Annotated in this window: 18 protein-coding genes; 12 read left to right on the top strand and 6 right to left on the bottom strand. The window is 66.0% G+C overall.

What is annotated here, in order from left to right:
- Window positions 1-119 precede the first annotated feature (119 nt).
- Both argS and BKA23_RS00445 read left to right on the top strand, forming a co-directional pair.
- Complete coding sequence (gene argS / locus BKA23_RS00440; protein ID WP_145224509.1) at window positions 120-1,907, top strand: arginine--tRNA ligase; 1,788 nt, start codon at window positions 120-122, stop codon at window positions 1,905-1,907.
- A gap of 244 nt (window positions 1,908-2,151) precedes the next feature.
- Window positions 2,152-2,382: an MbtH family NRPS accessory protein gene (locus BKA23_RS00445; RefSeq protein WP_145224511.1), complete on the top strand. Its 231-nt coding sequence runs from the start codon at window positions 2,152-2,154 to the stop codon at window positions 2,380-2,382.
- Window positions 2,383-3,145: 763 nt separating this feature from the next.
- On the opposite strand, the gene galE is transcribed toward BKA23_RS00445, so the two are convergent.
- On the bottom strand, window positions 3,146-4,168 hold the full coding sequence (gene galE / locus BKA23_RS00450; RefSeq protein WP_145224513.1) for a UDP-glucose 4-epimerase GalE: 1,023 nt from the start codon (window positions 4,166-4,168) through the stop codon (window positions 3,146-3,148).
- 22 nt (window positions 4,169-4,190) lie between these two features.
- Here galE and BKA23_RS00455 point away from each other — a divergent pair, with 22 nt between their 5' ends.
- Window positions 4,191-4,784 (top strand): hypothetical protein, encoded by a 594-nt coding sequence (locus tag BKA23_RS00455; protein WP_145224515.1) that lies wholly within the window; start codon window positions 4,191-4,193, stop codon window positions 4,782-4,784.
- Window positions 4,785-4,800: 16 nt separating this feature from the next.
- Here the strand turns inward: BKA23_RS00455 and BKA23_RS00460 are convergent, their stop codons facing one another.
- The 3 genes from BKA23_RS00460 to paaI are packed head-to-tail and all read right to left on the bottom strand — an operon-like array spanning window position 4,801 to window position 8,496.
- Window positions 4,801-6,771: an alpha-amylase family protein gene (locus BKA23_RS00460; RefSeq protein ID WP_145224517.1), complete on the bottom strand. Its 1,971-nt coding sequence runs from the start codon at window positions 6,769-6,771 to the stop codon at window positions 4,801-4,803.
- A gap of 25 nt (window positions 6,772-6,796) precedes the next feature.
- Window positions 6,797-8,083: a phenylacetate--CoA ligase PaaK gene (paaK, locus tag BKA23_RS00465; protein WP_145224519.1), complete on the bottom strand. Its 1,287-nt coding sequence runs from the start codon at window positions 8,081-8,083 to the stop codon at window positions 6,797-6,799.
- On the bottom strand, window positions 8,080-8,496 hold the full coding sequence (gene paaI, locus BKA23_RS00470) for a hydroxyphenylacetyl-CoA thioesterase PaaI (protein WP_246104382.1): 417 nt from the start codon (window positions 8,494-8,496) through the stop codon (window positions 8,080-8,082). The genes paaK and paaI overlap by 4 nt, the downstream gene beginning before the upstream one ends.
- Window positions 8,497-8,718: 222 nt before the next feature.
- On the opposite strand from paaI, the gene BKA23_RS00475 reads away from it, so the two are divergent.
- A protein-coding gene (locus tag BKA23_RS00475; protein ID WP_246104383.1) for an IS3 family transposase occupies window positions 8,719-9,920 on the top strand; the annotation gives its coding sequence in 2 pieces (ribosomal slippage) (window positions 8,719-8,997 and window positions 9,000-9,920; 1,200 coding nt in all).
- Here BKA23_RS00475 and BKA23_RS00480 read toward each other — a convergent pair.
- A complete protein-coding gene (locus BKA23_RS00480; RefSeq protein ID WP_145224521.1) occupies window positions 9,896-11,233 on the bottom strand; it encodes an RHS repeat domain-containing protein in 1,338 nt (445 codons plus the stop codon). The genes BKA23_RS00475 and BKA23_RS00480 overlap by 25 nt on opposite strands.
- A 523-nt stretch (window positions 11,234-11,756) precedes the next feature.
- Between BKA23_RS00480 and BKA23_RS00485 the strand changes: the two genes are divergently transcribed.
- The 4 genes from BKA23_RS00485 to BKA23_RS00500 all read left to right on the top strand — a co-directional run bounded on the left by BKA23_RS00485 (window position 11,757) and on the right by BKA23_RS00500 (window position 16,578).
- Entirely contained in the window at window positions 11,757-13,748 is a 1,992-nt protein-coding gene (locus BKA23_RS00485) for a S53 family peptidase (RefSeq protein ID WP_170226308.1), read from the top strand.
- Between the two features lie 111 nt (window positions 13,749-13,859).
- Complete coding sequence (locus BKA23_RS00490) at window positions 13,860-14,750, top strand: L,D-transpeptidase (RefSeq protein WP_145224525.1); 891 nt, start codon at window positions 13,860-13,862, stop codon at window positions 14,748-14,750.
- A 22-nt stretch (window positions 14,751-14,772) separates the two neighbouring features.
- Complete coding sequence (locus BKA23_RS00495) at window positions 14,773-15,393, top strand: hypothetical protein (protein WP_145224527.1); 621 nt, start codon at window positions 14,773-14,775, stop codon at window positions 15,391-15,393.
- A gap of 138 nt (window positions 15,394-15,531) precedes the next feature.
- Window positions 15,532-16,578, top strand: coding sequence for an NUDIX hydrolase (locus tag BKA23_RS00500; RefSeq protein ID WP_145224529.1), 1,047 nt, complete (start codon window positions 15,532-15,534; stop codon window positions 16,576-16,578).
- 4 nt (window positions 16,579-16,582) lie between these two features.
- Here the strand turns inward: BKA23_RS00500 and BKA23_RS00505 are convergent, their stop codons facing one another.
- On the bottom strand, window positions 16,583-17,032 hold the full coding sequence (locus BKA23_RS00505) for a phage holin family protein (RefSeq protein WP_246104384.1): 450 nt from the start codon (window positions 17,030-17,032) through the stop codon (window positions 16,583-16,585).
- Here BKA23_RS00505 and hisC point away from each other — a divergent pair.
- The 4 genes from hisC to BKA23_RS00525 all read left to right on the top strand — a co-directional run bounded on the left by hisC (window position 17,031) and on the right by BKA23_RS00525 (window position 22,452).
- Window positions 17,031-18,125 (top strand): histidinol-phosphate transaminase, encoded by a 1,095-nt coding sequence (hisC, locus tag BKA23_RS00510; protein ID WP_145224531.1) that lies wholly within the window; start codon window positions 17,031-17,033, stop codon window positions 18,123-18,125. The two genes, BKA23_RS00505 and hisC, sit on opposite strands and share 2 nt — an antisense overlap.
- A 548-nt stretch (window positions 18,126-18,673) precedes the next feature.
- Window positions 18,674-19,897, top strand: a complete 1,224-nt coding sequence (pdhA, locus tag BKA23_RS00515; RefSeq protein ID WP_145224533.1) for a pyruvate dehydrogenase (acetyl-transferring) E1 component subunit alpha — start codon at window positions 18,674-18,676, stop codon at window positions 19,895-19,897.
- A complete protein-coding gene (locus BKA23_RS00520) occupies window positions 19,897-20,901 on the top strand; it encodes an alpha-ketoacid dehydrogenase subunit beta (protein ID WP_145224535.1) in 1,005 nt (334 codons plus the stop codon). Before pdhA ends, BKA23_RS00520 begins: the two co-directional genes overlap by 1 nt.
- Window positions 20,902-20,928: 27 nt before the next feature.
- Complete coding sequence (locus BKA23_RS00525) at window positions 20,929-22,452, top strand: dihydrolipoamide acetyltransferase family protein (RefSeq protein WP_145224537.1); 1,524 nt, start codon at window positions 20,929-20,931, stop codon at window positions 22,450-22,452.
- Window positions 22,453-22,526: the final 74 nt, after the last annotated feature.

Below are 22,526 nucleotides of genomic sequence, written 5' to 3' on the forward strand. Positions count from 1 at the left end.
GCCGCGGTCGGCCGGAGCGCGCCACCGACGTATGCCGCAAGTGCGGGCCCCGTCGCGTCGCTGTCCGGCGGCCGCGGTCGTGTTCTGGCGCCCGCGCTCGGGCCACTAACCTTGACGCCATGGCCGATCCGACTCTTGCCCTGACTTTGCGCGTCCAGGCGGCGATGGCCGCTGCCTTCGGGCCGCAGTGGCGAGAGGCCGACCCGGTGATCCGTCCGGCCAACAAGCGCCAGACCGATGCCGACTTCCAGGCGAATGCCGCGATGGCGATGGCCAAGCAGGTCGGCAAGCCGCCGCGGGAGGTCGCGCAGGCGATCGTCGACCAGCTCACGGCCAACGCCGACACGGGCGACGCCGCGGATGACGTGATCGAGTCCGTCGAGATCGCCGGGCCCGGCTTCCTCAACCTCACCCTGCGCACCGGCTGGATAGCTGCTGCGGCGCAGGATCAGCTGGCCGACGAGCGGCTCGGCATACCGACGCCTTCGCACGAACGCATCGTCGTCGACTACTCCTCGGTCAACGCGGCCAAGGAGATGCACGTCGCCCACCTGCGCAGCGCCGTCGTCGGCGACTCGCTGGTGCGCACGATGGAGGCGCTCGGGCACACCGTGATCCGGCAGAACCACCTCGGCGACTGGGGCACCGCCTTCGGCATGCTCATCGAGCACCTGCTCGAGGTCGGTGAGGAGTCGGACGAGGCGCGACTGCTCGAGAGCGACCCCAACACGTTCTACCGTGCGGCGCGCGCGAAGTTCGACGCTGCCGAAAAAGCCGAACCTGCAGGATCCGCGGGCGATTTCGACGTCCGCGCGCGCAAGCGGGTCACCCTGTTGCAGTCCGGCGATGCCAAGACGCTGCAGTTGTGGACAGAGATCATGGAGATGTCCAAGGTCTACATCAACCGCGTCTATCGCGAGCTCGACGTGACCCTCACCGACGACGACATCGCCGGCGAATCGTCATACAACGCAGAGCTTCCCGGCATCTGCGACGAACTCGAGGCCAAGGGCATCGCCACCATCAGCGACGGTGCGTTGTGCGTCTTCCTCGATGGCTACATCGGTCGCGACGACCAGCCGGTGCCGCTGATCATCCGCAAGTCCGACGGCGGTTACGGCTACGGCACCACCGACATCGCCACCATCAAGCACCGCTCGCTCGACCTGCACGCCGACCGCGCGCTGTATGTCGTGGGCGCCCCCCAGAATCTGCATTTCCGGATGGCGTGGGGTGCCGCGGACAAGGCCGGCTGGATCCAGGGCACCACCCCCATCCACGTGCAGATCGGCAACGTCGTCGGCAAGGACGGCAAGATCCTGCGGACACGCTCGGGCGATCTGATCACGCTGCAGTCGCTCGTCGACGCGGCACTGGCCAAGGCCAACGAGGTCGTCGACGAGTCACGGCCCGACCTGCCTGCGGAGCAGCGCGCGACCATTGCCCACCAGGTCGGTGTCGGTGCGATCAAGTACGCCGACCTGTCGGTGGCGCACGACAGCGGTTACACCTTCGACCTCGAGCGCATGCTTGCGCTGCAGGGGAACACGGGCCCCTATCTGCAATACGCGACGGCCCGGATCACCTCGATCCTCGGTCGCGCGGATGCCGTCGACCCCAGCGGTCCGATCGTGCTCACCGAGCCGGCGGAACGCGCTCTTGCGTTGCGGTTGCTGGACTTCGGCTCCGTGGTGGCACAGGTGGGGGAGTCGCTCGAGCCGCACCGGCTCGCGTCATACCTGTTTGATCTGGCGCAGACCTTCACGACGTTCTACGACCAGTGCCCGGTGCTCAAGGCCGAGGACGCCGCCGTGCGCGACTCGCGGCTGGCGCTGTGCGCGCTCACTCGGATGGTGCTCGTGCGCGGGTTGTTCCTGCTCGGCATCACTGCGCCCGAGCAGATGTGAGCTGGGCCGGGGCTGGTTAGTTCTTCGGTGTCGACGCGCGGGAACGGGTGAGCAGGTCGGTGTCGCCGCGCAGTTCGTCGTGGGCGGGTTGTTCCTGCTCGGCATCGCCGTGCTCGAGCGAATTTTGAGGTGACCTTGAGCATTACGTTTTGACGCTCATTTGGCGCGAAGATCCTGGCTTTTGACGTCACATGAGTCACACTGGCCATGTGTTCGGGGGAGCACGTCGTCAATGGAGGCAGTGATGAATGGGCGGTCCGGGGAAGGCTCGGGGCTGTATTTCGTTTTGGTCAATCGTGTCGAACGCTTGACCGTGTGGCCGAGTGGCACTGCGATTCCTGCTGATTGGCAGGTCGCCTTCGGCCCCGGCACGCGTGCGCAGTGCGCGACGTATGTCGAGCGGCATCGCGCGGAGCCGCATCCGAAAGGTGTTGCGGCCTCGGCGTGGACGGTGCCGGAGCGTGTCACGCAGTAGCGCCGGGGCGGGTTGCTGGCAGTGGTGCCCGGGTTATTGCGCGAGTGCTGCTCAAACGATGTCGGGCCGTCCGTAAGTCGCCGATTCGGCGATTGCCGCGCGGGCGTGGGTGCCGCGGTGTTGCCGGTCGTGGCAGCGGCGCCATGTCCAGAAGTCGCCGATTCGGCACCGAATCTCGCTTCACAGGCCGCGTCGACCGCATGAACTCCACACGTCACCAATAAGTCGCCGATTCGGCGACGAAGTGGCCTGCTGCGTGCTGCAGCGAAGCGCACCCGTCACACACGGCACGCCAGTAACGCTGGCATGGTTTGGATGACGTTTACTTCCGGTCGCGGTCGCGATACTGGGGAGTAATCGTCATCTCGACCATGCACTCGCTCCGCGGGGCGCGCGGGCACCTCGTAAGTCGCCGATTCGGCGATTTCCGCGCGGGCGAGGGTGCTGCGGTGGCGCCGGGACATCCATAAGTCGCCGATTCGGCGAGTTCCCGCGTCGCGGCCGGTCGGGGCAGCGTCGCCAGGACCATAAGTCGCCGATTCGGCACCGAATTTCGCCTCACAGGCTACATAGGTCACACGAGCCTCACACATCACACAGAAGTCACCGATTCGGCGACCTACCCGCGTCGCCGCTCATAGTGGCAATACCCTCCCAGCCCGACCGGGCGTTGGCGGCGCCGCCGCGCTCAGGCGCCGGCGAAAGCGCCCCGCTCAGGCGTCGACGAGAACGCCCCGCTCAGGCACCAACGAAAGCGCCCCGCTCAGGCGTCGGGAAAACCCTGCGGGTTCTGCGACTGCCACCGCCACGTGTCGGCGCACATGTCATCGATCGTGCGGGTGGTCCACCAGCCGAGTTCTTCGCGTGCGCGGGTCGGGTCGGCCCAGTAGGCCGGCAAATCACCGGCGCGGCGCCCGACGACGTCATACGGCAACTCTCGGCCGATGGCGCGCTCGAACGCGTGAAACAACTCCAGCACCGAGGTGCCCGTGCCCGACCCGAGGTTGAACGGCCGCACCGCAGCCGCCATCGCGTCCAGGTGTTCGAGCGCGGCGACGTGGCCGGCGGCGAGATCCTCGACGTGGATGTAGTCACGTTCGCAGGTGCCGTCGGCGGTGGGGTAGTCGTCGCCGAAGACGTCGAGTTTGTCGCGGCGTCCCACGGCGACCTGCGCGATGAACGGCATGAGGTTGTTCGGGATTCCCTGCGGGTCCTCACCGATTTGCCCCGACGCGTGCGCGCCGACCGGATTGAAGTAGCGCAGCAGCGCGACCTTCCAGCCCTCGTGCGCGGCTGCGACGTCAGTCAGCACCTGCTCGACCATCACCTTGGTGCGGCCGTATGGCGATGCCGCCGAAAGTGGCTGGTAGTCCTCGCGATACGGCACGGGAGCGTGGTCGCCATACACAGTCGCCGAGGACGAGAACACCAGGCGGCCGACGTCGTGACGGGCCATCGCGCGGCACAGCGACAGGGTGGAGCCGAGGTTGTTGGCGTAATACTCCAGCGGTATGGCGACACTCTCGCCGACGGCCTTGAAGCCGGCGAAGTGGATCACCGCGTCGATGTCCTCCTGGTCGAACAACCGCTCGGTCTTGTCGACATCGGTCAGGTCGAAGCTGTGCAGCGGAATGTGCTTGCCGGACAACGATTCCAGTCGACCCAGCACGGTCGGCTTGCTGTTGGCGAAGTCGTCGACGATGACGACATCGTGACCGTGCTCCAGCAGGGCCAGGACGGTGTGTGAACCGATGTATCCGGCGCCGCCGGAGACGAGAACGCGCATTGCTTCAGGTTACGGTGCCACGATGTTGGTTGTGACCAGGACACCGTGGACCCCCGATCACATCGCCCGCGTCGAGGAACCGAGACTGCCTCGGCAGTCCCGTGGCGGCTACGTGATCGAAGATGTGCAGCGACAGTTGGACCGCATCGCCGGTCTCATGCGCACCGGCCGGCCGGTGCCGCCGATCTCGACCGCGGCCTTCCGGCGGGCGCGCTTCTCCGAGGGCTATGCCCCGGCCGCGGTGCACGCCTTGCTCGCGCACGTCGCCGGGTGGCAGCGCGAGATGGACGAGCAGGCTCGTGAACAGGCGGACGAGGTCGAGCAGGCTGCTGAGGCAGCCCCCGCCGCTGACGAGCGGAAGCTCAACTGGACCAGACAGCAACAGGTCTGGGTGCGCGAGATGCTGTTCGCGCGACGCACCGGTGGGCGCGCGTACGCCGTCGACGAGGTCGACGACTTCCTCGACCGGGTCCTGCTGGCCATGGCGAAGGGCGAACCACTGCCGGACGTGCAGACCGCGTTGTTCTACTCTCCGCGGTTCGGGCGCGGCGGGTACGACGCCATCGCCGTCGACCACTTCCTCGACCAGCTGACGCGCTTGCGCCCCGCGCTCTGAGTCGCGCCGCCGGTCGTCATACAACTCGGTCTGGGGTGTCGGCCCGATCGATGATCCACCACGCGCTGTATGGCGCAAGCCAGATCCGCCCATCGCTCTCCACCCGAATTGCAAACTCTCCCAGCGCATTCCACGGCTCAATGAAGTCGTCGAGCAGTGCCGCCGGCGCGGAGAGCCATCCGTCGGTGACGTTGTAGAGCTGGACCATGCGGCCGCTGGCGTGGCTGCGCTGGACTCCGAGCACGCCGGGTTCGAGTCCGTCGATGACGGTGATGGCGGCTGCCGCGTGCAGCTGCGGCAGCCGCGCTCGCGTGCGCGCCAGGTGGGTGATGCCCTGGAAGACCTTGCCGGGCACCGTGGCGAGGTCGTCGCGTGCGGCGGCGCGTTGCCAGTCCAGGCGAGGTCGGTGCGCCCACCGGTTGTCGTCGGCATGGCCGGGCTCGCCGGTGAAGTGCTCGTCGTTGGGTTGCGCCAACTCATCGCCGCTCCAGATGACCGGGATGCCACCCCAGCCGATGGCGATCGCATGCGCCAGGAAGTGCCTCGCCAAGCCGGCTTCGACGGTTTCAGGGGCGGGCTGTGTGCCAGCAGAAAGCACTGCAGCAGAAGCAGATTCGGCAGGTCCGAGCCCGACCAGCGATGCACACGTGCCGCTCGTGCGCTTGTCGCCGGTCTCCTCGTTCTCCTGGAAAACCAGGCCGTCTGCCCAACTGCCGGGAAACTCCCCGGCATACCAATCGGCGAGGAACCGCCGGTGCGCCCAGCCGGAGATCCCGAGGGCGGCGGCATCGCCGTCGTCGATGGCCCAGCCGATGTCGTCGTGGCAGCGAGCATAGGTGATCCAGCCGGTGCCGGTCGGATTGGCGGGCAGATTGCGCAGGGCGTGCGCGGCCAGATCGGTGTCACCGGAAGCGAGCATCGACCAAATCTGCACCATGAGGCTGTTGTGATAGGCCAGATCACTGACCGCACCCGCGAAGGCACCCGTGCCCAGGTATGGCGCAAGGTCTCGCGGCCCGACGATCGCCTCGGCTTTGAAAAGCACTGCGGGGCATACGATTCGGGCGATCGCGCGCAACACTGAGGTGAGTGCGTGCACCTCCGGTTCGCCCTGGCAGGAGGTGCCGAGCCGCTTCCAGATGAACGCGATGGCGTCGAGCCGAATCACCTCGACGCCGAGGTTGGCCATGAACAGGATGATGTCCGCGTATTCCAACAGCACGTCCGGGTTGGACCAGTTGACGTCCCACTGAAATTCGTTGAACGTCGTCCAGACCCAGCCCGCCAGGTCCGGATCCCAGGTGAAGTTGCCGGGTGCGAAATCGGGGAAGACCTCCGGCAGGGTCTGCTCATAGCGGTCCGGAAGCGAGCGGTCGGCGAAGACGTGGAAGTAGTCGCGGTAGCGCTGCTCGCCGGCGCGCGCCCGCACAGCCCAGTCGTGTTCGCGCGCAACGTGATTGAGCACCAGGTCGAGCACCAGCGAGATTCCCTTGCCGCGCAGGTCCGACGCGACCGCGCGCAGGTCGTCGACGGTGCCGAGGTCGGCGCGCACCTCGCGGTAGTCCTGCACCGCATATCCGCCGTCGCTGTCGCCCGGACGTGCCTGCATCAGCGGCATCAGGTGCAGGTAGCTCACCCCGAGCTCGCCGAGGTAGTCCGTATGCCGCATCACACCGCGCAGGTCACCGGCGAATCGCTCGGTGTAGCAGGCATATCCGAGCATGCGCGGTGTCTGAAACCAGTCCGGTCGCAGCAGTCGTTGCTCGTCGAGTCGGTGCAGGTCATCGTCGCGTGCGGCATACATCCGCGCAGCCAGCGCCAGCAGCGAGTCGACGACCTCCGGCGTGCGCGCGGGCCCGTAGGCGAGCTTGACGCCACGTCGAAGTTGCTCCGACCAGCGCGCGACCCGCAACCCGAAGGTCTGCCGCCGTTCAGGGGACAAGTCGGCGAGGATCGCGTCGACAGCGTCGTCGCCGGACACACTCATGACGTCACAGTAGATGCGGCGCAGGTCAGCGCGGGCGCTGATCCACGATCCGGCGGGCCTTGCCGACCGAGCGTTCGATGCCGTCCGGCGGCAGCAGCGTGACACGCGCTGTCGTGCCGATCCGGTCCTTGATCTGCGCCGCCAGCAATTGCTCGATGCCCGGCCAATCGCCTGCCGGCAGCCCTTCTTCGGCCTCGACGTTGACGGTCAGCTCGTCCATCCGACCCGGCCGGGTGAGCACGCATTGGAAGTACGGCGACAGCCCGGGCACCGCGAGCACGAGCTCCTCGATCTGGGTCGGGAAGACGTTGACGCCGCGCACGATCATCAGGTCGTCGCTGCGGCCGGTGATCTTGGCCATCCGGCGGAAGGACGGCCGTGCCGTGCCGGGCAGCAGCCGGGTCAGGTCGCGCGTGCGATAGCGCAGCACCGGCATCGCTTGCTTGGTGAGCGAGGTGAACACCAGCTCGCCCTCGTCACCGTCGGCGACCGGTTCGCCGGTCACCGGGTCGACGATCTCGGGCAGGAAGTGGTCCTCCCAGATGGTCGGGCCGTCCTTGGTCTCGACACACTCCTGCGCGACGCCCGGCCCCATCACCTCGGACAGGCCGTAGATGTCGGTGGCGTCGATGCCGGCGCGCTCCTCGATCTCGGCACGCATCGCGTCGGTCCACGGCTCAGCGCCGAAAACGCCTACGGATAGCGGCAGTTCGCGCGGGTCGATGTCCTGATTGGCCATCTCGTCGAGGATCGACAAGAAGTATGACGGAGTCACCATGATCGCCCTGGCACCGAAGTCGCGCAGCAGTTGCACCTGCTTGGCGGTCTGTCCACCGGACATCGGCACCACGGTGCAGCCCAAGCGCTCGGCGCCATAGTGCGCGCCCAGACCACCGGTGAACAGGCCGTAGCCGTAGGCGACCTGCACGACATCGCCCGGCCGTACCCCGGCAGCGCGCAACGAACGCGCCACCAGATCGGCCCACGTGTCGATGTCCTGCCGGGTGTAGCCGACCACGGTCGGCTTGCCGGTGGTGCCGCTGGAGGCGTGCACGCGCACGACCTCGCTTCGTGGCACCGCGAACATGCCGAACGGGTAGTTCTCACGCAGGTCGGCCTTGCTGGTGAACGGCAGCAGCCGGACATCCTCCAGCGATCGTATGTCGCTCGGGTGGACGCCGACGGAATCGAGCGCGTTGCGGTAGTGCGGCACTGCGGCATACGCCTCGGCAACGGTCCGCTGCAGGCGCGCCAACTGCCACTCGCGCAGCTGATCCACCGACCAGCTCTCGGCTGCGTCGAGCCCGCTCATGATCGCAACGCCCTTGACCTGCCACGGAATTCGGCGATGAGCGCTCCGTCGGATTCCCGCCTCACTGTGACGTCGGTGATGCCTGACCGGCCGTATGACGCGCGCTCCGTGGCGGTGGCTGTCAGTGTGTCGCCGAGCCGTCCGGCGGCCACGAAGTCGATGCTGGCTCCTGCGGCGACGGTTGTGCGCCCGGTCGCATTGCACGCCAGCGCGAAGGTGGAGTCGGCCAGCGTGAACAGATAGCCGCCGTGGGCGATGTCGTGACCGTTGACCTGGCTCGGCCCAATCGTCATGCGGGTGCTCGCCCGGCCGAGTCCGTCGTCGGACACCCCTACATCCAGCAACTCGATGCCCAGTGCCGCGGACGCGCGGTCGGCAGCCCACATCTCCATCACGTGATCCAGATCACTCACGGCAACATCGTGCCACGCGGCTGTCTCGCCGGTCTCGACCCTCGGATTTTGGTCCAGTTGTCGCCCGGCGGGCAGCTCCCCTGACATTTCAGGATCAGATACCCGCAGTCAGACAAGTATGTGTCAAGCCCGGATATTCATGGCAGTTACGTGAACAAGGGTCTGCCCAGACTTTGGTTGACACCTGACCTGTGAGGATTTCCTCGCTGGAAGGATGTCACTATGCCCAAGCCCTACCCCAAGGAGTTCCGCGACGATGTCGTGGCTGTCGCTGGCAAGGGTGATGCTCCGTTGAAGCAGATCGCGAAGGACTTCGGGATCTCCGAAGGCTGCTTGTCGAACTGGATGAAGAAGGCCGACATCCAGGACGGCAACCGTCCTGGTCTGACCGAGATCGACCGGTCCGAGTTGCGTGAGGCGAACAAGCGGATCCGGCTCCTGGAGCAGGAGAACGAGGTCCTACGCCGTGCAGCGGCCTATCTATCGCAGGCGAACCTGCCGGGAAAATAGTCTTCCCGCTCGTCCGTGAGGTGGCCGCGACCGGTGCCCCCGACTCAAGGGTCAGGGTGCCGGTCGCGGTGGCGTGCAGGGTGCTCGACCTCTCCACCCAGGGGTACTACAAGTGGCTCAAAGACCCAGTGTCTCAGCGTGATTGGGACGACGCGCACGTCATCGACGTGATCCACCAGATCCATCAGGACGATCCCACCCTGGGCTACCGGTTCATCGCCGACGAGCTCGCCGAGGCCGGTATCGCGGCATCCGAGAACCGTGTGTGGCGATTGTGCTCGACCGCAGGCGTGTTCGCCTCCCACCACCGCCGGCGGGGCGCATCGGGCAAGCCCGGCCCCGCTGTGCACGATGACCTGCTCGCGACCGTCGGCGATCACGGCCGGGTCCGTCACGACTTCGTCGGTGCCGCACACAGGCCGAACCAGATCTGGCTGACCGACGTCTGCGAGCACCCCACCCGCGAGGGCAAGCTCTACTTATGCGCGGTCAAGGACTGCTACTCCAACAAGATCGTCGGGTACTCCATCGACTCGCGCATGAAGTCGGGCCTCGCGGCCGCAGCGTTGCGCAACGCGATCGCGCTGCGCTCGCCCGAGAACACGATCGTGCACTCGGACAGGGGCAGCCAGTTCAGGTCGAAGAAGGTGCTCCGGCTGCTGAAAAACAACGGCCTACGCGGCTCGATGGGCCGTGTCGGGTCCAGCAGCGACAACGCCGCGATGGAGTCGTTCTTCTCGCTGCTGCAGAAGAACGTCCTGAACACCCGCCGCTGGGACACGCGGGAGGAACTACGCCTCGCGATCGTGGCCTGGATCGAAACAAAGTACAACCGCCGGCGTCGTCAGCGAGCCCTGGGCAAGCTCACCCCAGTCGAGTTTGAAATGATCTACGCGGCCGCAGACGCGGCCTGAGAACCATCAACCCCGAGTATCAACCAAACCTGGGGCAGTCCCCAACGGCCTGCGATCGGCATTGCGAGATGGATGAAGGTCTTGTACCACTGACTGTCCGCGTAGGACTGGATTCCCTGGGTGGTCCATGGTGATTCGGAGCTAGACGCGGCGGAAGCCGTCATGCCGGCCTTGGATGAGAAGGTGCTGGCGGTCTTCTTCGCTGCGGCACTTCCGCCAGGCTGTAGCGATCCGGCGCCGTAAGGATCCCATTGACCGGTTGCGAAAGTCGCGACCGTTCCGCTGGAATCACTGATTTCGGCGCCCAGGCGTCCGAGGCCGTCGTAGGCGTAGTACAAGTCGATCCCGGTACCGACGGCCCGGATGTCGATCGGTTCGCCTGCGGCATCGTTGTCGGTGATGTAGGTGTTTCCGCCGACATCGGACGAGGATTCCAGGGTGGGTGCCCCGGACTGGTCACTGCGACCGTAGATGTAGGTCTCGTCGTTGTTTGTCCCTGCGTTCTGCTGGATCAGCTCGTCCTGACCAGCCCCGGCATACGTCATGGTGTCGGTGCCGCTGGACGTGGTCTGGCTGATGGCCTGGCCGGCGCTGTTGTAGGTGATGGTGCCACCGGAGGGGTCTTTGGTGCGGCGCCCGGCTGCGTCATACGTGTATCCCGAGGAGGAGATCTCGTTGGCGGTATTGAACGTCAGCGATTGAGTCGTCTTCCCGCCGGTGACCGTGGTGGTGCGGTTGCCGTCGATGTCGTAGGTGTAGGTGTAGTTCTGCCCGTTCCAGTTCGTCGCCGAGATAAGCCGGTTCTGAGAGTCGTATCCCAACGTGGTCACGTTGTTGCTGCTGGCAAGGTTATTGGTGATCGACTGGATCAGCCCCGTGTCCTTGCCGTTGAGGCTGTAGGAGTACGAGTTGTTTTCGACCTTGTCCGAATCGCTCTGCTCGCTCGTCCACGACTGGGTGATCCGGTTAGAAGTGTCGTAGGTGTTGTGCGTGTGGGCGGCGAAGGTAGTGTTCGCAGCATTGGTGTGCCACCACGTGTCCGTGCGGTTGCCGTCTGCGTCGTAGGCAAATTGAGTGAGCTTCCCGTCACCGGTCGTCATCGACGTCAGCTCGTTGTCCGCGTCATAGGTGTAGGTCGTCGTGTCCGACCCGATGGTGCGGGAGGTCATGTTCCCGTTGAGGTCGTAGGTGTACGACACTGTCGACGCCGGCGGGGCTGAGGCTGAGACCGGAGTCGTGGCGATCGAGATGATCTGTCCTCGGTCGTTGTAGGCGTAGACGATCTTCTGGTTGTTGTCGGCCTGCTCAACCATCCGGTTGTCGATCCTGACGCATCCGTGAACCCCAGTCCCCAACAGCCGGTGCTCGAACAATCACTCGAGCCGTGGAGAACTCTCCACCTCCGCAGCGATCGACGGGGTGATGGGCAGCAGTAAATTGTCGAAATTGCAAAATCTACCCCAAAGGGTGAGATTGCTGGGCGCGGCACCATCGGACGCGCAAATCAGGCTGTTCATAGGTGCCCATTCCGACGCTGCGACTCCCCGTGCTGAGTGCGCACAGGTTGAACAGGCAGCTGCCACAACCGATTTCGTGACCCGGCTCAACTGTTCGCTCACCGATCCACCGATGGCCCGCCGCACCGCTGGGGCTCAGCACCTGATGTTTACGTGTGAGGAGGTTGCTAGGACGTGGATCCTGCGGCGTCCTTCAGGTGACGACCAGATGAATTGGTTGTCTCTAGGCCTCCCCACAGCACCTGTCAGGAGGCTATGTTGTCGGCGGCGCCGTTATCAGGGACGGCACCACTGGGAGTGTCATCCAAGGGAGAGCTTTATGAAACGTCGCGCCGTCATTGCGGCCGCAGCCGTAGCAGCGGTTGCTGCTGCGCCGGCCGCCACGGCTTATGCCGCGGTCAGCCCCAACAGCACTGTTGCGCTGTCCAACTCCGCGTTGAGCCCGAGTTCGGGGGCCCGTCTGTTCGGCGCGGCTTCGAGTTCGACCTCTGTCAGCTTCGCTTTGCAGGTTCCGCTGCGCAACCAAGCTCTGGAGAGCGCGCTCATCGCGAAGGGCACTGTGCTGACGCCGGCGCAGTTCGCGGCGAAGTTCGCACCGTCGGCCGCTCAGATGAGCCGCGTCCAGGCGTGGGCCAAGAAGCAGGGCTTCACGGTCACCCAGGTCAGCCGCAACTCGGGCCAGGTGATGGTCAGTGCGTCTGTCGGCCACATCAACCACGCCTTCGGCGTGACGATGCGCAACGCAACTCTGGGTGCCACCAGTGGACTTGCCGTCGAGCAGGCGCCTAGGGTCCCGGCATCGCTGGGTCTGTCCGGAGTCTCCGGACTGAACAGCCTGACGAAGATGCAGACGGAGAACCAGCTCAAGCCGGGCTCGCTTCGGTCGACGATCCGGCCGGTGGCGAAGTTCTCCAAGTCCAAGTCCGCTGCTGACGGCGACTCGACCTTCAACTGTGTCGACTATTGGGGTCAGCACCTCACCGCGACCTACGCGAAGTATCAGAAAGAGTCCGACATCACCTGTGGCTATGTGCCCCAGGACCTCACAACGATGTACGGCGTGAAGAAAGCGCAGACCAAGGCGCCGACGATCGGTCTGCTGCTGTGGGGCAGTGACCCAGATCTGTTGGCGACCACCAACAGCTACATGCAGGCTGCGGGGTACCCGCTGCTGAAAAGCTTCACCCCACACGTGACTGCTCCCAACAAGAACATGGCCGACTGCGACCCGTATGGCGTTCAGCCGGAGCTGGCGATCGACACCCAGTCGTCGCACTCGATCTCGCCGAACTCGCCGATCATCTACTACGGCGCGGCGAGTTGCTATGACGCAGACCTGCAGGCCTCGTTGCAGGCCATGGTCGACGCCCACCAGGTCTCGACGATCTCAATGTCCTTCGGCACGACGTCAGACGTGCCAAGTTCGAACCCGAACGACGGCCTGACGCCCGCTGACAAGGCGGCATGGGATCGCCCGCTCGCCCAAGCCGCGCTGACCGGTATCAGCGCATTCGCAGCAACCGGCGACGAAGGTAACAACAGCACTGACAACTGCACCGCGACGGCTACAAAGCCTGGAACACCGAGCGTCGGCTACCCGGCTGCGGACAACTACCTCAGCGCGGTCGGCGGTACGTCGATCGGTCTCGCGGAGAACGGCACCCAGCCGGTCCAGGCGGGCTGGGAGAACCGGGTCTACCTGCAGGCGAGCCCGTCGTCCAACCAGTTCACAGATGTCACCAAGCAGGTTTTCACTGAGCAGGTTTGTGGTAACTCGACGGCGACCTACGTGACCAACGGCGGTGGCGGTGGCGTCAGCCAGTCCTGGGCGATGCCTACATGGCAGAAGGGTCACGTCAACGGCATCTCGAACACGATGCGAGCGTTGCCGGACGCGTCGGCACTGGCGAACCCGGAGACCGGTTTCACGATCCATTACGACCAGTACACCGTGAACTCGGCAGGCAAGGTCACTAAGATCACCCCGACGTACGCAACGTATGGCGGCACCAGCCTTGCCTCGCCGATTCTCGCGGCCACCGTGGCATTGGCCAAGGCCTACAACAACGTGCAGTTGGGCAACGTCGCTCCGCTGTTCTACAAGTTGGCCGGCACGTCGGCGATCACCGACATCAACGCCTTCGGCAAGTACGGCGCATTCCTGCAGAACACCTCCGGCCAGTCGCTGGTCATCGGGTTCGACCAGGCGCCCGACGCGGCTCCGATGATCCTGAAGTCGGGCCCGGGTTGGGACAACGCCACCGGCGTCGGCACCCCCTCGGGTTGGGCCTTCATCACCGCTCTGAAGTAATTCTCGGTTGCTCGATCCGAATGCCGATCCAGCAGTTCGCAGGGTCGGCATTCGGATCGGGCGCGAGAGAATGAACCGGAACCGGCCTTCAGCAGTTGGCCGGTTGCATGAGTGGTCGAGGAAGATATGGCAGAGCAGGGGAAGCGTTCATCCAGTTCGGTTCGCCGGGTCTGGACGTCGGTGCTAGGGGTTGTGGCCGGTTTTTTGGTCATGATTTTGCTGGTCGCGGGCGGGGTGAAACTCTTCGGTGGCAGCGGAAAGGCTGCTGCCCAGGAGCAGCAACCATCATCGTCTCCGAGCACGAGTTCCGCACCAGTGAACATCCCTGTGCCCGTCGTATCTTCGGCCGAACTCGCCGCTCTTCCCAGGGCGACGACGGAGGGAACGGTCAAAGCGGCACCGGTTAATCTCACCGCTGGAAGCGGGGGAAACCTCGTTTTCATCAGTAAGAACATCACCGGATTCGCTGCCCCCGGAAAGAATCCGATCACGGTCATTCCGTACTCACAATTCGCCGGTCGCATCTGGTTGCCGGTGATTGCGAGGATGGCGAATTGGGTGCAGGTGCGACTACCATCTCGACCGAACGGCAGCACCGCGTGGATTCCTTTGACGGGGCTTCGAACTGCGCGCACCTCATGGTCAGTTCACGTCTCGCTCAGCAGCGGGACACTGGAAGTCAGCAAAGGGGGGGTCTTGATGGGTGAATGGACGGTTGGTCAGGGGGCCACCTCAACGCCGACACCGATAGGTCAGACATTCCTGCTCGCGGGTTTCGTAGACCCGGATCAGGATTTCTCGCCGATCATCTATGCGACGGGTGCTCACTCGAACACCCTGGATTCCTACGGCGGCGGTCCTGGCACCGTTGCCATTCATGGCTGGCCGACAGAAGACGGTCGGCGGGGGAAAGTTTCGCATGGTTGCGTGCGTGTTCCCGCTGCTGCGTTGGCTATGTTCGCGGAATTGCCTGCGGGCACACCTATTGATATCACTGCATAATCAATCGAAGGGAACCATCATCATGAAGCGCAACACGGCGCTGTTTGGGGCCTCGCTGGTAGCCGGAGTTGCGGCCGCCGCAGGACTCGTCGTATCCAGCGGAGCAAGCTCCGCCGCCACCAACACGTTCTACGGCGTCTCCTGGGCGAACGCCACTGACAGCACGGGAAGCGCCGGCTGGGTCACGGGCGCCTACGCCGACGGGTCAACGTTCGCAGGGACGGCAGCGGCAGGTAAGGGCACTGTGTCGTTCTTTGGTGGGGCTCCCGTGGGAGTCAGCACGGCGTGCTCGGCCGGTAAGCCGGTGGTCACAGTTGTCGGCGGTGGCGCAGCCGGGACCTATCTCGCAGGGGCATCGGTGTCCCTCGCGAAGTTCGCCAACTCGCCCAACCTGATCGGCAATGTCACCTTCGGTTCGGTGATGGTCAGCGGCCACACCGCCGGCGCCTATGTCGACTTGTCCAGCGCGTTCGGTGCGGGCAGCTACGTGGCCCTCGCCGGCGCGACCTGTGGCGCGAGCGCACCCACGTCGTCCACGTCACCCACCACCTCGCCGACGGGGACCCCGACCGGTACCCCGACGGGCACCACCGAGCCCCCCACGCCGACGCCGACGACCACGACCCTCCCGGTCACCGGCTGACGTCGTCCACCCGCATTTCCGATCCGCCCCCGCAGCTCACAGCTGTGGGGGCGGACCCATGTCCGCGCCCTCAGCCGAGCTGTAGGACGGGCCGTCGCTCGTCGGTGCCGCCAGCGGACCGACGGGTAGGGTCGCAGCATGGCTTCTGTCCCGCCGCCGGCCCAACCCACGCTGGCCGCGGACGGCGTGGTGCTGCGGCCCTGGCGTGACGACGACGTCGACCCGGCGCGACTGCAGCACGACGCCGAGATCGCGCGCTGGTTCGGATTTGTCGAGGTCACGCCGCCGGCCGAGCAACAGGCCGACGCGATCCGCCGCTGGCGCGAGGGATACGAGAATGGCCGCAGCACAGTCAGTTTCGTCATCGACGTCGATGGTCAGGTCGCCGGCACCGTCGAGGTGCGCACCCGCCCGGACAACACCAGCACGGGACAGCTGTCGTGGGCACTCTTTCCCGCCTACCGCGGGCGGGGCCTGGCCCAGCAGTCGGTCCGCATGCTCATCGACTATGCCTTCGCCGACCTGGGTCTGCGACGGGTCGAGGCGTATGTCGACCCACGCAACCGCCGGTCGCTGCGCACCGCTTCGGCCGCGGGATTGCGCAAAGAAGGTCTGCTGCGCGACTACGAGTTGCGCCCGGACGGATGGTCGGATGCCTTCCTGCTGAGCCGGCTGGTCACCGATCCGCAGCCGCGCACCCGCGAGGCCTTCACTGCCTGGCTGAACAATTCGCTGCCGACCAAACGCGCCATCGCCCAGGCGCTCGTGCGTGACGCGCAGGGCCGGGTGCTCACGTGCGAGCTGGTCTACAAGAAATTCTGGGATCTGCCCGGTGGCGTGGTCGACCCGTTCGAGTCACCTGCCACCGCGGTGCTGCGCGAACTGCGCGAGGAACTCGGCGTGACCGGCCGGATCCGGTCGCTGGCCGTGGTCAGTTGGCTGCCGGCATGGCGCGGCTGGGACGACGCGATGCTCTACCTGTTCGACATCACGCTGCCCGAGCACGACCTGGATTCACCGGTGCTGCAACCACGCGAGATCAAAGCGATCCACTGGTGCGACCAGGCGGAATTAGCGCAGCACGCAGCGGATTACACAGCTCGGTTGGTGCAGCGCGGCATACAGGCCGTCGACGAAGAGGGGGCTACGGCATACCTGGAGAACGGCTTCGACCCGCACTGGTGAGCGGTCACCTCACCTTGTGATCGTCCGGCAGCAGGATGTTGAGCAGGATCGCCACGAAGGACACCACGAGGGCGCCGAGCACCGCGCTCCAGAAGAAGTGGTCGACGTGGAACGCCAGGCCCAGCTTGCCCGACGACCACGACAGCAGCTGCAGCATCAGCGCGTTGACGATGAAGGTGAACAGCCCCACGGTCAGCACGATCAGCGGGAACGAGAAGAACGTCGCGATCGGCTTGATGATGGCGTTGATGATGCCGAAGAGCACTGCGACCAGCACGATCGTCAGCAGTTTCGAGCTGGTCGACTTGCTGCCCTGAGCCAGCGTGATGCCCGGCTCGACCAGCGCGGCGACCCACAGGGCGATGGCGTTGACACCGGTCTTGATGGCGAAGTTCTTCATGGCGCCAGCCTCGCACAGCGCGGCGTCGACCGACCGCAATAAGGTGATCGACATGACCGATTCCACCTCGCCGACCAGTGTCGTTCGGCTGCGCACCACCTTGGACAACGTCCCCGGTTACGTTCCCGGCAAGCCGGCTGCTCAGCGGGCCGACCTGACGACCTACAAGATCAGCAGCAACGAGAACCCCTACCCGCCGCTGCCGTCGGTGATCAAGGCCGTGCAGGAGGCCGCCCTCGAGATCAACCGCTACCCCGACATGGGTGTCGTCGCGTTGCGGGAGGCGTTGGCGCAGCGATTCGGGGTCGGTGTGGACGAGGTCGCCACCGGCACCGGCAGCGTCGGTCTGCTCGGACAACTGCTGCAGATCACCTGCGAGCCGGGCGACGAGGTCGTCTACGCGTGGCGCTCATTCGAGGCCTATCCCATCGTGATCGCGCTCGCCGGCGCGAACGGCGTTGCGGTTCCTCTGGATTCGGACTCCCGGCACGACCTGACCGCTATGGCCGACGCGATCACCGATCGCACCCGCCTGGTGGTCGTCTGCACTCCGAACAACCCGACCGGGCCCGTTGTGCACGCCGATGAACTCGACGCCTTCCTCGACCGGGTGCCGGATGACGTCGTGGTCGTCATCGACGAGGCCTACCTGGAATTCGGTCGCGATCACCGCGCACCGGACGCCCTTGCGACATACCGCGCGCGTCAGAACGTCGTGGTGCTGCGCACGTTCTCCAAGGCGTACGGGCTGGCCGGCCTGCGCGTCGGTTACGCCATCGCGCACGAGCCGGTCGCCGCCGCGCTGCGCAAGGCCGCGACTCCTTTCGGTGTCAGTGACATCGCCCAGCGCGCCGCGATCGCAAGCCTCGAGGCGTATGACGAGCTGGCCGTCCGCGTCGACGCGCTCGTCACCGAGCGCGATCGTCTGCTGACCGGGCTGCGTCAGCTGGGCTATGCCGTGCCGGACACCCAGGCGAACTTCGTCTGGCTGCCGCTGGGCGATCGGACGCCCGCCTTCGCAGCCGCTGCGGAGGAGGCCGGCCTGGTCGTGCGACCGTTCGCCACCGACGGTGTGCGTTGCAGCATCGGTGAGGTCGAGGCGACCGACCGGCTGCTGCAGGTGGCGGCCGACTTCATCAAGCGCTGATCCGACCAACGCCGGCCCGTCGACGGCCGGCGTCATACGGCACGGACAGTGTCCGGCCATGCCCCCGCCGGGTGAACGGTTGCGAAACGACCCCGTGGGTGGTTGCAATCGGGCGCCCTCGGGGAGCAGGCTGGTGGCGATTCGATTCCGGGTTCAGCGGTGGGAGCCTCGTGGTCACACGACGCAGCATGTTGACGGTGATGGGTTCGATCGCTGTGGCCTCGTTGGTCGGAGCAGCGTTCGAGGCCGACACCGGGCACAGTTCACCCACCGAGGTGCACTCCCAGATCGTTACGCCCGTCGCCAATGCCGAGGCAGCCTTCTTACGCCCCCGCGTCGTAGCTCCCGTCACTCCTACCGGCAGGTAGCGAATCCCGATGCGGGCTCCGCGGTCGCGCGCGGGTAGCCTTCGGACTGTTCAAAATGTGAGCCGCGCCATACCGACCGACGGTCGATGGGGCGGCGTGCGGCGCCGCGGTGATCCCGCTGCCTGCAGGTAGAGACAGTGCGTCCGGCACACCCAGCCGAGCGCAGCCCAAGGAGGGCCCATGCACGACGATGCAATGGATTCGGCACCCACGGGCGTGCCGAACTCGGTGCGACATCACGAGACGGTGGTGGATTCCCCGATGGAACACGACATCACGGACGGCGGGCCGGACATGGTCCAGTTCGTCGACGGTGAGGGCAACCGGCTGCCGACGTCGGCCGCGAACGAGGCCTACGCGCAGATCGTGGAGGACATGACCTCCGAGGACGCGCGCTCGATGTATCGCGACCTGGTGCTGGTGCGCCGCGTCGACGCCGAAGGTCACGCGCTGCAGCGTCAGGGCGAGCTCGGTCTGTGGCCGTCGCTGCTGGGCCAGGAGGCGGCACAAGTCGGCGCGGGTCGTGCGATGCGTGCCCAGGACTACGCCTTCCCCGGCTACCGCGAGCATGGCGTCGCGTGGTGCCGCGGAGTGCCGCCGGAGAACCTGCTCGGCATGTTCCGTGGCGTCAACCACGGCGGCTGGGACAGCAACGAGCACAACTTCCACCTCTACACGATCGTCATCGGCAACCAGATGCTGCACGCGACCGGTTATGCGATGGGCATCCAGCGCGACGGCGACGTGGGCACCGGCGACGACGCGCGCGATGCGGCAGTGATGGCCTTCACCGGTGACGGTGGCACGGCCCAGGGCGACTTCAACGAGGCGCTGGTGTTCGCCGGCGTCGCCAACGCACCGCTCGTGTTCTTCGTGCAGAACAACCAATGGGCTATCAGCGAGCCCAACTACAAGCAGTTCCGCATCCCGCCGTACCAGCGCGCCCGCGGTTTCGGATTTCCCGGCGTGCGGGTCGACGGTAACGACGTGCTCGCGGTGTATGCCGTGACCAAGGCCGCACTCGACGCCGCCCGCGCCGGGCAGGGCCCCACGCTCATCGAGGCGTTCACCTACCGGATGGGTGCGCACACCACCTCCGACGACCCGACCAAGTACCGCATCGCGACCGAGGTCGACATCTGGCGCGAGAAGGACCCGATCAAGCGGATGCGCGGGTTCATGACGACCAAGGGTCACGCCGACGAAGCATTCTTCGACGCCGTCGACGCCGAGGCCGACGAACTCGCCGCACGCATCCGTGTCGCCTGTCAGCAGATGCCCGACCCGGCGAAGCCGCACATGTTTGACGACATCTATGTCGACGAGCACCCGGTCGTCGAGCAGGAGAAGGCGGACTTCATCGCCTACCACTCCTCGTTCGCCGACGCGGAAGGAGCCCGCTGATGACCGACACCACGCCGAACCGGCAGAAGCTGTCGCTGGCCAAGGGCCTCAACGCCGGGCTGCGCAAAGCAATGGAGGACGACCCGAAGGTCGTGCTCATGGGAGAGGACGTCGGCAAACTCGGCGGCGTCTTCCGCATCACCGAGGGCCTGCAGAAGGACTTCGGTGAAGACCGCGTCATCGACACCCCGCTCGCCGAATCCGGCATCGTCGGCACCGCGATCGGCTTGGCGCTGCGCGGCTACCGCCCGGTCGTCGAGATCCAGTTCGACGGCTTCATCTACCCCGCCTTCGACCAGATCATCAGCCAGGTCGCCAAGATGCACGCGCGCTCGCTGGGTCACCTGCGGATGCCGCTCGTCATCCGCGTGCCGTATGGCGGTGGCATCGGCGCCGTCGAGCACCACTCCGAGTCGAACGAGGCCTACTTCGCGCACACCGCGGGCCTGCGGACGGTCACCTGCGCCGACCCGGCGGACGCCTACTGGATGATTCAGCAGGCCATCGCCTCCGACGACCCGGTGATGTTCTACGAGCCCAAGCGGCGCTATCACGAGCGCGCCGAGGTCGAGATCGACGAGGCCGCAGGGGCTCCGCTCGGGTTGCACACCGCACGGGTGGCCCGTGCCGGCAGTGACCTGACGCTGGTCACCTACGGCCCGATGGTCAAGACCTGCCTCGACGCAGCCGCAGCGGCATCTGCCGAGGGCAAGTCGCTGGAGGTCATCGACCTGCGCTCGCTGTCCCCGCTCGACACCCCGACGATCATGGAGTCGGCCCGCAAGACCGGCCGGGTCGTCGTCGTGCACGAAGCATCGACCTTCCTGGGCATGGGCGCCGAGATCGCTGCCCAGGTGCAGCGCGACTGCTTCTACTCGCTCGAGGCTCCGGTGTTGCGCGTCGGCGGCTACAACATCCCGTATCCGCCGTCGCGCTACGAGGAGGACTTCCTGCCGGATCTCGACAGGATCCTTGACAGCGTCGACCAGGCTCTGGCCTTCTGACTTTTCTGAACTAGGAGAACGCTTTTCATGGGTGTCAAGCAGTTCAACCTCCCCGACCCGGGAGAAGGTCTGGTCGAGGCCGAGATCGTCACGTGGAAGGTCAAGGCCGGCGACACGGTCAAGGTCAACGACATCGTCGTCGAGATCGAGACCGCGAAGTCGCTGGTGGAGTTGCCGATTCCGTGGGAGGGCACCGTCGTCGAGCTCCTAGTGAGCGAGGGCACGACGGTCGACGTCGGAGCACCGATCGTGGCGATCGAGGTCGCCGGCGCTGCCGACGACGTGCCGGCTGCGGCAGGCGGAGCACCCGCAGCGGCCGCCGCCTCTGGGGCTGTCGGGTCCGCCACCGCGGGCAAGGCGGAGACCGAGGAGTCCGGTGAACGTGTCGCCAACCTCGTCGGCTATGGCGCGGTCGAGGGCTCCACCAAGCGCCGCGCGCGTCGGGCATTCCACGGCAACCATCCCGAAGGCGCTGGCACGCAACCGGATCCGTTGCCGGCACCGGATCTGCAGCACCATGTCGTCGTCGACGCCCTGCCGCAGGCGCCGGTCCCGTCGGACTCGGTCGCTGCGCCCGTGCGTGCCGCACGCAGCGATGCGGGTGGCGGAGCTGCGCCGACCGGCGCGGGTGGCGGAGCCGCTGCCGGTGGCAAGGTGCTTGCCAAGCCTCCAGTGCGAAAGTTCGCCAAGGACAACGGCATCGACCTGTCGCAGGTGACGCCGTCACGCGCCGACGGTGTCATCAGCCGCGCCGACTGCGAGGCCTTCCTGGCTGGTGGTGCACCTGTCGACGAGACCTCGGCGACGAGTGCTGCGGCATACAACTCGGGCGGCGAACGCGAGACGCGGATCCCGGTCAAGGGTGTGCGCAAGATGACCGCCCAGGCGATGGTGGGGTCGGCGTTCACCGCGCCGCATGTCACCGAGTTCGTCACGGTCGACATGACTCGCACGATGGAACTCGTCGACCGGCTGCGTGACGACCGCGACTTCCGGGACATCAAGGTCACGCCGCTGCTGGTGCTTGCGCGAGCGCTCTGCCTTGCGGTCAAACGGAATCCGGGCATCAACGCCACCTGGGACGACAGCGCTCAAGAGATCGTCGTGAAGCACTACATCAACCTCGGCATCGCTGCGGCGACCCCTCGCGGGCTCGTCGTGCCGAACATCAAGGATGCCGATCGCATGTCGCTGCGCGAGCTCGGCGAGGCGCTCGGCGCTCTGGTGTCGACGGCTCGTGAGGGGCGCACGCCTCCGGCGGACATGGCCGGCGGCTCGATCACGATCACCAACGTTGGGGTCTTCGGTGTCGACAACGGCACGCCGATCATCAACCCCGGCGAGGCCGCGATCCTGTGCTTCGGCGCTGTCCGCAAGATGCCGTGGGTGGTCACCGACGCTGCGGGTGTCGACCAGATCGTGCCGCGTCAGGTGACGCAGCTGTCGCTGTCCTTCGACCACCGTCTGGTCGACGGTGACCTCGGCTCGCGATTCCTCGCCGATGTTGCGACGCTGCTCGAAGACCCGGCGAAAGCCCTTGTCTGGGCGTGACATTCGCCGCTGACGTATGCCGCTGCCCCGGGTCCCGTCGACCCGGGGCAGCGGTCGTTTCGGGACTCGGTTGG

The organism is Rudaeicoccus suwonensis, from assembly GCF_007829035.1.
Lineage (GTDB): Bacteria > Actinomycetota > Actinomycetes > Actinomycetales > Dermatophilaceae > Rudaeicoccus > Rudaeicoccus suwonensis.

Coding starts and splice junctions, on each gene's coding strand:
- argS (WP_145224509.1), top strand. CDS start 120: ATGGCCGATCCGACTCTTGCCCTGACTTTGCGCGTCCAGGCGGCGATG.
- BKA23_RS00445 (WP_145224511.1), top strand. CDS start 2,152: ATGAATGGGCGGTCCGGGGAAGGCTCGGGGCTGTATTTCGTTTTGGTC.
- galE (WP_145224513.1), bottom strand. CDS start 4,168: ATGCGCGTTCTCGTCTCCGGCGGCGCCGGATACATCGGTTCACACACC.
- BKA23_RS00455 (WP_145224515.1), top strand. CDS start 4,191: ATGTTGGTTGTGACCAGGACACCGTGGACCCCCGATCACATCGCCCGC.
- BKA23_RS00460 (WP_145224517.1), bottom strand. CDS start 6,771: ATGAGTGTGTCCGGCGACGACGCTGTCGACGCGATCCTCGCCGACTTG.
- paaK (WP_145224519.1), bottom strand. CDS start 8,083: ATGAGCGGGCTCGACGCAGCCGAGAGCTGGTCGGTGGATCAGCTGCGC.
- BKA23_RS00480 (WP_145224521.1), bottom strand. CDS start 11,233: ATGGTTGAGCAGGCCGACAACAACCAGAAGATCGTCTACGCCTACAAC.
- BKA23_RS00485 (WP_170226308.1), top strand. CDS start 11,757: ATGAAACGTCGCGCCGTCATTGCGGCCGCAGCCGTAGCAGCGGTTGCT.
- BKA23_RS00495 (WP_145224527.1), top strand. CDS start 14,773: ATGAAGCGCAACACGGCGCTGTTTGGGGCCTCGCTGGTAGCCGGAGTT.
- BKA23_RS00500 (WP_145224529.1), top strand. CDS start 15,532: ATGGCTTCTGTCCCGCCGCCGGCCCAACCCACGCTGGCCGCGGACGGC.
- hisC (WP_145224531.1), top strand. CDS start 17,031: ATGACCGATTCCACCTCGCCGACCAGTGTCGTTCGGCTGCGCACCACC.
- BKA23_RS00505 (WP_246104384.1), bottom strand. CDS start 17,032: ATGTCGATCACCTTATTGCGGTCGGTCGACGCCGCGCTGTGCGAGGCT.
- pdhA (WP_145224533.1), top strand. CDS start 18,674: ATGCACGACGATGCAATGGATTCGGCACCCACGGGCGTGCCGAACTCG.
- BKA23_RS00520 (WP_145224535.1), top strand. CDS start 19,897: ATGACCGACACCACGCCGAACCGGCAGAAGCTGTCGCTGGCCAAGGGC.
- BKA23_RS00525 (WP_145224537.1), top strand. CDS start 20,929: ATGGGTGTCAAGCAGTTCAACCTCCCCGACCCGGGAGAAGGTCTGGTC.